This is a genomic window from Streptomyces mesophilus (genome assembly GCF_011044995.1).
Taxonomy (GTDB): Bacteria; Actinomycetota; Actinomycetes; order Streptomycetales; family Streptomycetaceae; genus Streptomyces; species Streptomyces mesophilus.
On sequence record NZ_JAAKZW010000018.1, the window covers coordinates 19,783 to 32,428 of the forward strand.

General features: G+C 70.5%; 10 protein-coding genes. 5 read left to right on the forward strand and 5 right to left on the reverse strand.

All coding sequences use genetic code 11. The features are described 5' to 3' along the window. Nucleotides 1-15 precede the first annotated feature (15 nt). The 5 genes from G6045_RS41295 to G6045_RS08275 all read right to left on the reverse strand — a co-directional run bounded on the left by G6045_RS41295 (nt 16) and on the right by G6045_RS08275 (nt 5,899). A complete protein-coding gene (locus G6045_RS41295) occupies nt 16-1,410 on the reverse strand; it encodes an isopeptide-forming domain-containing fimbrial protein (protein ID WP_235967701.1) in 1,395 nt (464 codons plus the stop codon). A 152-nt stretch (nt 1,411-1,562) separates the two neighbouring features. Beyond that, nucleotides 1,563-2,582, reverse strand: a complete 1,020-nt coding sequence (locus G6045_RS08260) for a TIGR00341 family protein (RefSeq protein WP_165331186.1) — start codon at nt 2,580-2,582, stop codon at nt 1,563-1,565. 99 nt (nt 2,583-2,681) lie between these two features. After that, nucleotides 2,682-4,040, reverse strand: coding sequence for a chloride channel protein (locus G6045_RS08265; protein ID WP_328707701.1), 1,359 nt, complete (start codon nt 4,038-4,040; stop codon nt 2,682-2,684). A gap of 79 nt (nt 4,041-4,119) precedes the next feature. After that, nucleotides 4,120-4,533, reverse strand: a complete 414-nt coding sequence (locus tag G6045_RS08270) for an SHOCT domain-containing protein (protein WP_165331188.1) — start codon at nt 4,531-4,533, stop codon at nt 4,120-4,122. 22 nt (nt 4,534-4,555) lie between these two features. Further along, nucleotides 4,556-5,899 (reverse strand): hypothetical protein, encoded by a 1,344-nt coding sequence (locus G6045_RS08275; RefSeq protein ID WP_165331189.1) that lies wholly within the window; start codon nt 5,897-5,899, stop codon nt 4,556-4,558. 180 nt (nt 5,900-6,079) lie between these two features. On the opposite strand from G6045_RS08275, the gene G6045_RS08280 reads away from it, so the two are divergent. From G6045_RS08280 to chvE, 5 genes are all read left to right on the forward strand, one after another. Beyond that, the gene (locus tag G6045_RS08280; protein WP_165331190.1) at nt 6,080-8,017 is read left to right on the forward strand and encodes a rhamnogalacturonan lyase; all 1,938 of its coding nucleotides are present in this window, start codon (nt 6,080-6,082) and stop codon (nt 8,015-8,017) included. 173 nt (nt 8,018-8,190) lie between these two features. Further along, the gene (locus G6045_RS08285) at nt 8,191-9,351 is read left to right on the forward strand and encodes a mandelate racemase/muconate lactonizing enzyme family protein (protein ID WP_165331191.1); all 1,161 of its coding nucleotides are present in this window, start codon (nt 8,191-8,193) and stop codon (nt 9,349-9,351) included. Further along, on the forward strand, nt 9,348-10,361 hold the full coding sequence (locus tag G6045_RS08290) for a zinc-dependent alcohol dehydrogenase (RefSeq protein ID WP_408056315.1): 1,014 nt from the start codon (nt 9,348-9,350) through the stop codon (nt 10,359-10,361). Before G6045_RS08285 ends, G6045_RS08290 begins: the two co-directional genes overlap by 4 nt. Before the next feature lie 153 nt (nt 10,362-10,514). Then, a complete protein-coding gene (locus G6045_RS08295; RefSeq protein WP_165331193.1) occupies nt 10,515-11,465 on the forward strand; it encodes a U32 family peptidase in 951 nt (316 codons plus the stop codon). 62 nt (nt 11,466-11,527) lie between these two features. After that, nucleotides 11,528-12,640: a multiple monosaccharide ABC transporter substrate-binding protein gene (gene chvE, locus G6045_RS08300; RefSeq protein WP_165331194.1), complete on the forward strand. Its 1,113-nt coding sequence runs from the start codon at nt 11,528-11,530 to the stop codon at nt 12,638-12,640. Nucleotides 12,641-12,646 lie beyond the last annotated feature (6 nt).

Sequence of the window (12,646 nt, forward strand, 5' to 3'; positions counted from 1 at the left end):
GTTCTCGGTGTACGTCTACTCGAAGGTGGACCCGTCGGCGTACGTGACCGTCAGCTTCGCCCCGGTGGCGCCCTCGGGGAAGCGCAGCCGGACCTTGTCGACGTCGAGCTTGTCGAACTCGCTGGTGGTGTCGGCGGACGGCTCGGTGACGGTGATCGACTTCACCGGGAACGGCGACGCGTTCTTCACGTCGACCTCGGTGCTGACCGGCGAGTTCTCGCCGAGCACCGCATGCTCACCGGTCTCCTGGCCGAAGTCCCCGTCGGTGTCCGGGTAGAACCGCTTGGTCGGCTGGAGCACCAGGATGTCGGGGAGGATGTCGTACGGGGCGCAGGCGTCGGTGCCTTCGACCTCGCCCTCCGTCTTCTCCTTGACGGCGGGGGTCGCGCAGTTGTTGACGGTGATCTTGTCCGTGGGCCGCAGCGGGGAGCCGTCGGAGCGCTTGGTGTCGCGGAGCTTCAGCTCCACGTCGACGGTGCCGCCCGTCTCGTCGTACGGGAGCGGGTCGCCCTTGCTGTTGGTGAAGACGACCTCGAAGCCGACCACGTCCTCGGGGTCCACGCCCCGGGGCAGCGGCAGTTCACCGGGCTCGCTGATCGCGGCGCCGGTGTGCGTCCTGCCGTCGGCGGTGGTGACCTGGAGGCGGGCGGTGTCGGCGCCCTTGGGGAACGCGGTGACCGAGGCGCCGGCGAAGTCGAAGTTCTCGAAGGTCTCCGCGCTCGTGTCGGACACCGACAGCTCGCTGACCTCCGCGGACGACGAGGAGTTGTTCCGTACGCCCAGGGTGATCGTGCTGGTCTCGCCGCTGCCCGCGACGGCCGAGCCGTCCTTCCAACTCTTGGTGGCGACGGGCTTGACCACGCGCGGGATGGTCACCGTGACGTCGGTGGCGGCGGTCGCGGGGTCGGCGTTGTCGGCCTTCACCTCGGTCGTGTTGGTGATGACCGTGCCGTCTTCGAGCGGGGTGTCGGCCGGCACGCGCATGCCGATCTCGATGCTGCCCGCCTGGCCCGCCCGCAGGCCGGTCTTGCCGGCGGGGTTCTGCAGGGGCTGCTTGTAGGTGACGGTCAGCAGCCGGGTCGACTCGTCGTAGGTGACATCTCGGCTGCTGGTGGACTGCGGCAGGGTGGTGACGTCCAGGCCCTCGGGCAGGGTGTCGGTGACGGTGAAGTCCACACAGTCGACGGTCAGTCCCGAGCACTGGCCGGTGAGGGTGTAGACGAACTCGTCGCCGGGCTCCAGCGGATCGCCGCCCGTGTCATTGGTCTTGGTGATGCTGACCGCGCTCCGCGGATCGTCGGGCGGTGCCGGCACCGCGGGCACGGCGGCCGCCTGCGAGCCGTAGAGCAGCGCGAGCGCCGTCGTCGTACTGAGAGACAGGCGAGTGAGCCCGCGGAGATGTCCCGGCATGGAGGTCCTTCGTCCGGCTGCCTGATGCGATTGCTCAAGGCAACGTAAAGACTGGCGACCGGACGGGCGGCAGTCCCACGCCACAGATGTGACGATCCCTCAGCAAGATGCGGCCGAATGCAGCAGCGCCGCGCCCGATGGGGTGGCGGGCGTCAACTGCGGGGTGACTCCTGCACCGTGCACGTGTCGGTGTCCGCCGGACACCAGTGCGTACGGCCGCCGACCAGGTGGAGTTCGAGGTCGGCGTCGCGCATGCCGTGGCGGTCGAGCGCGGTGCGCAGAGCAGCGGGGGCCGGCTGGGGCGGCAGGCCCAGGACACCGATCACGATGATGCCGTTGCGGGCCTCGACGGAGGCGATCTGCCATTGACCGGTGGCCGCCCACGCCTCGGCGACCGGCCGGGCGCCGGCGGCGAGCGAGCGGTCGCGGGCCACGCTCACCGTGCCCGTGGTGAGCGGGACGGCGATCAGGACCACGACGCCGAGGATGACGGCCAGCGTGCGGCCGCTGAACTCGCCGACGTGCAGCCCTGCTTCGGCGGCCGCGTCCCGTACCCCGTACACGAGGAAGACGATGGTGCCGGTGGCGACGATCGCGGCCACGTTGGTGGCGAAGAGCAGCGCCGACTCACCGGCGTCGTGGTAGCGGTGCGCGGTGATCAGCAGGCCCGTGACCACAAGCGGCGGTACGAGGGAGATCGCGATGGCGACGCCCGGCAGGGTGTCCGAGATATCGGTGCGGACCAGGGCGAACGCGCCGACCGTACCGGTGGCCAGGGCGGCGAGCAGATCGATGAGGCGGGGGCTGATCCGGGACGAGACCTGGCTGTTGGAGGCGAAGGCGTCGGGCGGCGAGACGATCCAGCCGAGCAGCATGCCGATCACGACGACGGCGCTCGCGCCGAGCAGGACGAGCAGCACGCCGCGCAGCACGTGGTCGCGGTCGGCGAGGACCAGAGCCAGGGCGCTGCCCAGGATCGGGGTCATCAGCGGGGCGACGATCATCGCGCCGATCACCGTGGCCGTGGAGTCGCCGATGACGCCCGCGCCGGCGATCACGGACGCGAGCACGAGCAGCGCCCAGAAACGGGTGGAGGACCGGCTGCGCAGGGAGCGCTCGATGAACAGCGCCTCGGTCATCCGCCGGGCGGCGTCCGCGTCGACTCGCGCCATGTCCGGATGGCTCCCTTCTGCCGTACGGGGATGCGGGCCCCGTCCGTACGGTGCGGGACGGGCCCGGCGGTGACGGGCGAGGCGGTGACGGGCCCCTGCTCAGGGCGCGTTCGGCAGCACGGCCTGCTGGTCGCGGGGTGGTACGAGCTGGGCGGCGACCAGGGCCACGACCACCGCGATCACGATGAGCGGCATCTGGTTGTGGGCGTCGTTGCCGAGCAGCAGCACGGTGAGGACCGAGGCGCTCAGGGGCAGCCCGGTGACGACCGCGCTCGCGGCCGCCATGCCGAGCGCGAGCCCGGGTGTGGTGCCGAGCCCCGGCAGTCCCGAGCAGGCGATGCCGATGGCCCCGCCGAGCAGGATCGCCGGGAAGATCGGGCCACCGCGCAGGCTGCCGAGGCAGAGGCTCCAGGCGAGGCCCTTGCACAGGAACAGCAGCAGCAGCGCCACCACGGACCAGTTGTGCGGATCGGCGGCGAGTGCCCCGAGGGCCGACTGCCCGGAGAGCGCGGCCTCTTCCGGGGAGCGGTCCGTGAGCAGCGCGTACAGCGTGAGCAGGACTCCGGCGCCGAGGGCGCACAGGACGATACGGAACGCGGTCTGCTCGCCGAGCCAGCGCTCCACCAGGTAACCGAGGCCACGCAGGTAAGCGACGGCCACGCCGATCAGGGCGGCGACCGGTACGCCCCACAGGAAGTCACCCGCGTCGGGCGTCATGTCCGGCGGCACCTTCGGCAGGTGGAGCGCACCGATCGAAAGACCGGTCCAGTCACCGAACCCGGTGAAGACCAGCGCCCCGGTGGCGCTGGCGATCAGGCAGGGAAGGAGCAGCATCACGAGCGCCGCGCCGCCGAGGCCCGCGCTCTCGACGACGAGGATGGCGGCCACGATCGGGCCGCCGAAGATGCTGGAGATCGCGGCGGTCGATCCTGCGGTCGCGAGCAGCATGGGCGCCTTCGCGGCCACCGGACCCTGCCCGGCCTGCTGCTTCATTCCCCGTACGGCGAGCAGCGCGAGGCCGCCGCCGATCGCCATCAGGGGCGCCTCGGGGCCGAGCACGACACCGAGCGGCAGGGCGGCGAGCGCGGCGAGCACGACGCTGGGCAGGTCGAGCGGGCCGATCGGTGCGCCGCCCAGGCCATGCACGGGAACGTGGCCGCCGCGGCCGCGCATCCGCGTGATGATCGGCGCGAGGATCAGGCCGGCGAGCAGCAGCGTCGGCAGGGCCCACCACCAGGGGGCGCGGTCGTAGCCGAGCTCTTCGGGGAGCTTCTCCCAGACCAGGTGCTGCAGTTCGTGCTCGGCGGTCAGGAAGAGGAAGCAGGCGAGGGCGACCGGGATGCCGATCAGGGCGCAGAGCAGCAGCAGCCGGAGGTAGCCCGGGCTGAGCAGGGTGCTGCGCAGCAGGGCCGTGCCCTTCTCGGTCGAAGGGCTCTGCTCCGAGGTGCTGCTGTCCACGTCGTCACTCCCCTGATCGGACATCGGCCGCCGGTCGGAGGCAGCCGGTGGTCAGAAACCGGCTGCCGGAACCCGGCTGTCAGGCGAGGAACTTCTCCTTGGCCTTCGCGAACTCCGCCTCGGTGAGCGCGCCGCTCTCCTTGAGCTGGGCCAGCTTGGCGAGTTCGTCGGTCTTCGACGGGCCCGCGGCGGCGCCGTCGGTGCCGGCTGCTTCGCGTACGTAGTCCTTGAAGGCGGCCTCGGCCTTCTTCGCCTGGGCGACATCGCGTTCGCCCATGGAGCGGCCGCGGGCGATCACGTAGACGAAGACGCCGAGGAACGGCAGCAGGATCGTGAAGATCAGCCAGCCGGCCTTGCCCCAGCCGCTGAGGGAGTCGTCGCGAATGATGTCGCCGATGACCTTGAAGAGCAGGAAGAACCAGAGCACCCAGAAGAACAGCAGGAGCATGGTCCAGAAGAGGTTGAGCAGCGGGTAGTCGGCGGCGATGGTCATGGCGCTCTCCTTTGGTGAGCTGTCAGGAAACCGGGGTCTTCGGGGGGTCCGCGGGCTGTGCGGTGTCGGTGTCGGTCTCGGTGTCGCCGGAGGGTCCGGCGAGGAAGTCCACGACGGCCAGCGCGAACAGCAGCGCCAGTGCCAGGCCGATGACGACCCAGCCCGTCGGGTAGCTCCAGAGCAGATACGTGAGGACGGCGGCCGCGATCAGGACCCAGACGATCCACTTGCGGTGTCCGGCCACCCAGGGACCGACCGGTCCGAGGTTCATCCCCGCGCGGTCCGCGGTGCCGCGTACGGCGCCGATGCCCGAGAACCACAGGTTCCGTACGAGCCCGGCCCGCCGGCCCGTGCCGGTCAGCCAGGTCGCGAGGGCGACGATGACGCCGAGGGCGACGGTCATCCGTACGGTCGTGCGCAGGAAGTGGGTCAGCGCGTCGTAGACCGAACCGGCCGCGGGCTGCGAGACGCCCTCGGGCAGGGCGTCCAGGTAGACGGGCCGGAAGACCGTGAGCGCGAGACCGAGCAGGGCGACGGTGACGGCCACGCACAGGGCCGCGGTGACCACGGCGCGGCGGCGGTTGCGGGCGAGCAGGACGCCGCCCGCGACGAGGAGCAGGGCGAGCACCGGCAGCCAGTTGCCGACGAGCTGGAGCAGCCGGAAGCCGGTGCGGGCCTTGGTGATGTCCTCGGACTTGGCCACGGCGAAGTCCGTGTGCACCTCGGGGATCTTCTCGGCGAGCGTGAGCCCGTTGTCGATCAGGCGCTGTTTCACCTGCTCGACGACGGGGGCGAGGTCGACGGTGACGGTGTTCCCGTCGAGTTGCACCGCGCCGCCGCCGTCGCCCGTCAGCGCCTTGTTCATGGCGGCGTGCGCCTTGCGGTTCAGCTCGGTCCACAGCGTCTCGAAGGCGTCGGAGGCGACGACGTCGCGCGCCTTGTCGTTCACGAAGCTGCGGACGGCGTCCTCGAGGGAGTTGCCGAGCTTGCCGAGGGCCTTCTCCAGGAGCGGGCGTTCGTCGCTCGCCGCCGAGGAGAGGAGGTCTTGGAGGTCGATGTGGTCCATCGCCGCGTCGGTCACACGGGCCGCCACGGCGTCCTGGACGTCGGGGTCGGCGGCGAGCGGCTGCACGGTGGACACGTAGCGGTCGGTGTCGCCGATGACGCCGGAGGCCCAGGCGGCCACGACGCTCAGGGGCGCGAGGAGACAGCCGAGGACGATGAGGACGGTCGCGAGTGTGGAGCGGCCGCGCCGCCGGGGGCGTCCGGCCGGCTGCGCCTGGGCCTCGGCCTCGAGCGCGGCGACGCGTGCGCGCAGGCGCCTGACTTCGTCGTCCGCGCTTGTCCTGCCCGTGTCGTCCGGCACGTGGCCACCTCCAGGTCGTAACGGACAGCGAAACCCGGGGGCGAGGTGACAGCGATCCACGCGCGGCCGTTCGAGTGAACGCAGAGGTGACGCGGAGGTCACGCGGAGGCGGCAACCTGCGGGCCCTCAGCGGCGACCGGAGTACGTCAGCAGTCCCCAGCCCCCACCCGTGAGGTCCTGATGCCGCAGCTCCCCCCGCCCGGCCGGCGCCACCGCCGCCGTCCCAGACATCTGCTCGCCGCGCTCGTCGCGACCGCCGTGCTCGGCGGAGCCGGGTCCTTCGCCGTCGACCGGTTCGCGAGTGCCGCCGCGGACGAGCCGTCCGCGCCCGTGAACAGTGCCGCGAAGGCGCTCGCCGCGGCGCGGGTCGCCGAACGGCTCGACCGCGGGCTCGTCGCTGTGCCGGCCTCCGGTGGGGTGCTGGTCAGCTGGCGGATGCTCGGGGACGATCCGGACGCCGTGTCGTTCCGGCTGTACCGCGGCGGCTCGTTGATCGAGGAGACGGCAAAGACCAACTTCCTTGATACGGGCGGCAGTTCCGGCGCCACGTATGAGATCCGGGCGGTCGTCGGCGGTGTGGAGCGGCCGGGCGAGAAGGCCGGAGTGTGGAGCGCCGGGCGCAAGGACATCCCGCTGCGGAAGCCGGCCGGCGGCACCACCCGCGACGGGGTGGCCTACACCTACACGGCCAATGACGCCTCGGCCGCGGATCTCGACGGCGACGGCCAGTACGAGCTGGTCCTCAAGTGGGCGCCGTCCAACGCCACGGACGTGGCCAACTCCGGTACCTGTACGGGTCCGACGGTCTACGACGCGTACGAGCTGAGCGGTGAGCGGCTGTGGCGGATCGACCTGGGGACGAATGTGCGCAGCGGTTCGCACTACGACTCGTTCCAGGTGTACGACTACGACGGCGACGGCAAGGCGGAGCTGGCCGCCCGGACCTCGGACGGGTCCAAGGACAGCGCGGGCACCGTGATCGGGAGCGCGACCGCGTCCCATCTGGACGGTAACTGCGCGGTGTTGAGCGGACCGGAGTACCTGTCGGTGTTCGACGGACGGACCGGCCGCGTCATGGACTCCGAGCCCTTCCGACCCGCGCGCGGGTCGGTGGCCGACTGGGGTGACACCTGGGGGAACCGCGAGGGGCGGCTGCTGTCCGCCACCGCGTACGTGAGCGGGTCGAGGCCCAGCATGATCTTCAGCCGGGGGATCTACGAGCGGATCGCGATCGCCGCGTACGACTGGAACGGCTCGCAGATCTCCCGCCGCTGGACCTTCGACACCAACAGCTCAAGCAATTACGGCAAGGGCTACGACCGGCAGGGCAACCACAACCTCGCCGTCGCCGATGTGGACGGGGACGGCAAGGACGAGATCCTGTACGGCGCCATGGCCGTCGACGACAACGGCAGCGGGCTGTGGACCACGAAGCTGGGGCACGGCGACGCCCTGCACGTCGGCGATCTGGACCCGGCACGGCCCGGGCTCGAGTCCTTCAACGTGCACGAGCACACCGACTCCGCGTACGGCTTCGAGATGCATGACGCCCGTACGGGGCAGGTCCTGTGGGGCAGTCGCACGGGGACGGACGTGGGGCGCGGGATCTGTGCGGATCTGACGCGTGCGCACACCGGGGCCGAGTGCTGGTCGAGCGGCGGCGGCCTTTATGCCGCGAACGGGACGAAGATCGGCGACGCGGTGCCGGGCTTCGGCGGCGCGGCCTCGTACAACTCTGCGCTCTGGTGGGACGGCGATCCGCACCGCGAGCTGCTCGACCACCGCTGGTCGGGGTCGGCGGGGTCGGGCTACGGGCAGATTCTCAAGTACGACGGCGACAGCGAGCTCACGCGGATCTGGTCCGACACCGACGCACGCTCCGGCAACTGGACCAAGGGCAACCCGGCGCTCACCGCGGACCTGCTCGGCGACTGGCGCGAGGAGATGCTCTGGCGCAACGCCGACTCCACGGCGCTCAGGCTCTACACGACACCCCATCCCACCGAGTACCGGCTGCCGACGCTGATGCACGACCCCGTGTACCGGCTCGGGGTGGCGTGGCAGAACACGGGCTACAACCAGCCGCCGCAGGTGAGCTACTACCTCGGCAGCAAGTAGGAGCGCGCACGAGGGGCGGGTGGCCCGGCCGCCCGCCCCTTCGCGCTGTCCTCAAGTTCCCCGGCAACGGACCTGGTTGTGACCATTGACACCTCCCCGAACGCATCGGTTACTGTCACGCCAGCATTTCGAACGTGTGACGAAATCTCGAACAACCGGGAAGGTCAACTGCCGTGCGCATCACCGGCATCAGCACCCACGTAGTCGGCACCCCTTGGCGCAATCTCACCTATGTACAGGTGCACACCGACGAGGGCCTCACCGGCGTCGGCGAGACCCGGATGCTGGGACGCACCGACGCGCTCGTCGGCTATCTGCGCGAGGCCGCGGCCAACCACATCGTCGGCTCGGACCCGTTCGCGATCGAGGACCTCGTCAAGCGCATGAAGTACGGGGACTACGGGCGGGCCGGCGAGATCGTGATGTCCGGTATCGCCGTGATCGAGATGGCCTGCTGGGACATCAAGGGCAAGGCGCTCGGGGTGCCGGTGTGGCAGCTGCTCGGCGGCAAGGTCACCGACAAGGTCAAGGCGTACGCGAACGGCTGGTACACCACCGAGCGGACCCCGGAGGCGTACCACAAGGCGGCGCAGCAGGTCATGGCGCGCGGGTACAAGGCGCTCAAGATCGATCCGTTCGGCACCGGGCACTTCGAGCTCGACCACGAACAGAGCCTGTACGCCGTCTCGTTGATCGAGGCCGTACGGGACGCGATCGGGCCCGAGGCCGAGCTGATGCTGGAGATGCATGGCCGGTTCTCGCCTTCCACTGCCGTACGGCTCGCCAAGGACCTCGCACCGTATCGGCCGGCGTGGCTGGAGGAGCCGGTGCCGCCGGAGAACCTCAAGGCACTGGAGAAGGTGGCCGCGAAGGTCGACATCCCGATGGCCACGGGTGAGCGGATCCACGACCGCATCGAGTTCCGCGAGCTGTTCGAGAGCCAGGCCGTCGACATCATCCAGCCGGACGTCGGCCATATCGGCGGCATCTGGGAGACCCGGAAGCTGGCCGCGACCGCCGAGACCCACTACATGCTGATCGCTCCGCACAATGTCGGCGGCCCGGTCCTGACCTCCGCCTCGCTCCAAGTCGGCTTCAGCACCCCGAACTTCAAGATCCTGGAGCACTTCAACGACTTCGCCGACGCGGAGATCAAGAAGGTGGTCAAGGGCGCGCCCGAGGTGATCGACGGCTACTTCCACCTCAGCGACGCACCCGGTCTCGGCGTCGAGCTCGATGTCGACGCGGCCGCCGAATTCCCCCAGCAGCAGGCCCGGTTCGACCTGTGGGCCGAGGGCTGGGAGAAGCGCGATCCGGCCGGGGCCGACCGGTGACGCACGAAGCGGTCGTCCTGGAGGGGCCCGGCACGTGGCGTCTGGAGCGGCAGGCCACGGAGGACCCCGAGTCCGGTGAGGTGCGCTGCCGGGTGGACGCGGCCGGGATCTGCGGCAGCGACCGCGAGCTGTTCGACGGCAACCGGCCCCCGGGCTATGTCCGTTACCCCGTGACACCCGGCCACGAGTGGGCGGGCACCGTCGAGGCCGTGGGCTCTGGAGTCGATCCGGCGCTCGTCGGACGCAAGGTGGTGGCGGAGGGCTTCCGCAACTGCCAGACGTGCGAGCGGTGCCGGTGCGGTGAGACCAGCCTGTGCACGGCCGCCTACGACGAGACGGGCTTCACCCGGCCCGGGGCGTTCGCCGCGTACGTGACCGTGCCGGCCCGGCTCCTTCATCTCCTGGACGACGAGGCCGATCTGCGGGCGGCCGCCCTCCTCGAACCCGCGGCGGTCGTGGCCTCCGCGGTCATGAAGGGGGCGCCCCGCACGGCCGAGCGGATCGCGGTGGTCGGCGGCGGCACGCTCGGGCTGCTCGCCGTACAGCTGCTCGCCGCGTACACCCCGGGCGAGCTGGCGCTGATCGAGCCCAGGCAGCAACGGGCCCAGCAGGGAAGGCAGTTCGGAGCCACCGGACATCTGCACCCCTCCGAGGCCGAGACACAGGCCGGCCGTTTCGATCTGGTCGTCGAGACCGCCGGCGCCGCGCGCTCGGCCGCGCTGGCCATCGCCCTGACCCGCCGCGGCGGACGGGTCGCCCTCACCGGCATCCCCGCTCCGGGCGCGCAGGGCGTCGACCCCGTCGCGCTGGCCATGCAGCAGACCACGGTGTACGGCGTGTTCGGCGCACCGTCCGCGGCCTGGTCGTACGCCGTGCGCGCCTTCGGCTCCGGCGTCCTCGACCCGGCGCCCCTCATCACCCATGAACTGCCGCTGAGCGCCTACGACAAGGCCGTCTCCCTGGTCGGCAGCGGGGATCCGGGGGTCGGGAAGGTCCTGCTCAGGCCCTAAGGCCTGACCTCGGCGGACGCCCGCGCCCACGCCGTACGCCCCGCTCTCCAGCCCTCTCACCACCCCTCTCTCCATCCGCCCTCCACCCCGCTCTCCACCCCTCCTCCGACCTCCGAACGTCGCCCGAGATTTCGAACAACCGAAAGGATCGCCGTGCCCCACTCCCCCGGAGAACCGGCCCTGAGCCGCCTCGGCTTCGGCGCCGCCGAGCTGCGCGAGGCCGACAGCTCGCCGTATGCCTTTCCCGACGGCGGGCGCTGGCGCACCGAGATACCCAGCGTCGAAGGGCCCGAGGCGCTCGCCGTCGTGCTCAAGGAGAGCGAACAGCTCGACGTGCCCATCCACCGCGTCAGCCAGGGCAGCGGCATCTGGATGCTGACCGACGGCGAGATCGCCGAGATGGTCGCGGCCTGCGCCGAACGCGATATCGAACTCTGCCTGTTCACCGGCCCCCGCGGCACCTGGGACGCCGGCGCGGCGACCCGCACCCCCTCCGGCGGCGCGGGCCTGCGGGCACGGGGTCACGATCAGCTGGCCGGCTGCGTCGAAGACGCCGTGCGCGCCGCCGAGTTGGGCGTGAAGTGCCTGCTCGTCGCCGACGAGGGCGTCCTTTGGCTGCTGCACCGGATGCGCGCGCAGGGCGTGCTGCCCACCGACACCACGTTCAAGGTCTCCGCGCTCGTCGGCCCGGTCAACCCGGCCTCGTACAGCGTCTGGGAGCGCCTGGGCGCCGACTCCCTCAATGTGCCCTCGGACCTCAGCCTCCAGCAGCTCACCGAGATACGGCGGGTCAGCAGCGCCCCCGTCGACCTCTATGTCGAGGCGCCCGACGACCTCGGCGGCTATGTGCGGATGTACGACGTCCCCGAGCTGATCCGCAGGGCCGCGCCGGTCTATCTCAAGTTCGGTCTCAGCAAGGCGCCCGGCATCTATCCGTACGGCGCCCATATGCGCGACACCGCGCTGGCCACCGCACGCGAACGGGTCCGCCGCGGCCGGCTCGTCCTCGATCTGCTCGCCCGCCTCGGAGCCGACTCCGGGATGTCCCCGCTCGGTTCGCGGCTGCCCGGTGAGCTGAAGCGCTTCCCCCTGCCGCAGGACTGACCCGCGCTTCACCGTTCGTATCCCCCCACCCGCACCCGTACGCCCGAGAGGACCCATCGACCATGCGCAAGCACCGCAGCACCCGCATCCTCACCTCCCTCGCCGCGCTCACCGCCCTCACCGCCCTGTCCGCCTGCGGCCAGGACAGCGAGGGCGGCTCCAAGGAGCAGAAGTCCGGTGACGCCAAGGGCGGCACCGTCGGGATCGCCATGCCCACCAAGTCCTCCGAGCGGTGGATAGCCGACGGCAAGAACATGGAGAAGGAGCTCGAGGCCAAGGGCTACAAGACCGATCTGCAGTACGGCGACGACAAGGTCGAGAACCAGGTCGCGCAGATCGAGAACATGATCGCCAAGGGCCACAAGGCCCTGGTGATCGCGGCCATCGACGGGTCCTCGCTTACCGATGTGCTCGGCCGCGCAAAGGAGGCCGGGATCCCGGTGATCTCCTACGACCGCCTGATCCGCGGCACGGAGGCCGTCGACTACTACGCCACCTTCGACAACCACAAGGTCGGCGAGCTGCAGGCCCAGTACATCGTCGACGCCCTGAAGCTGGACGAGAAGAAGAGCGAGAAGTTCAACGTCGAGCTGTTCGCGGGCTCGCCCGACGACAACAACACCAAGTTCTTCTTCGACGGCGCGATGGAGACCCTCAAGCCCTATATGGACAAGGGTCAGTTGGTGGTCAAGTCCGGGCAGAAGGGCCTCAACCAGGTCACCACGCTGCGCTGGGACGGCGGCACCGCGCAGAAGCGGATGGACGACCTGCTCTCCAAGAACTACGGCTCCGACGACGTCGACGCGGTCCTCTCCCCGTACGACGGCATCTCGATCGGCATCCTGTCCGCGCTGAAGGGCGCCGGCTACGGCAGCGGCGGCAAGGCGCTGCCGGTGGTGACCGGGCAGGACGCCGAGCTGGCCTCGATCAAGTCGATCATCGCCGGTGAGCAGACGCAGACCGTCTACAAGGACACCCGCAAGCTCGCCAAGCAGGCCGCGCAGATGGCGGACGCGATGCTGACAGGCGGCAAGCCGGAGGTCAACGACACCAAGTCGTACGACAACGGTTCCAAGACCGTCCCGTCGTACCTCCTCGACCCGGTCAGCATCGACAAGACGAACTACCAGACGCTGGTCGACGAGGGCTACTACACCGAGGGTCAGCTGAAGTGAGCACGG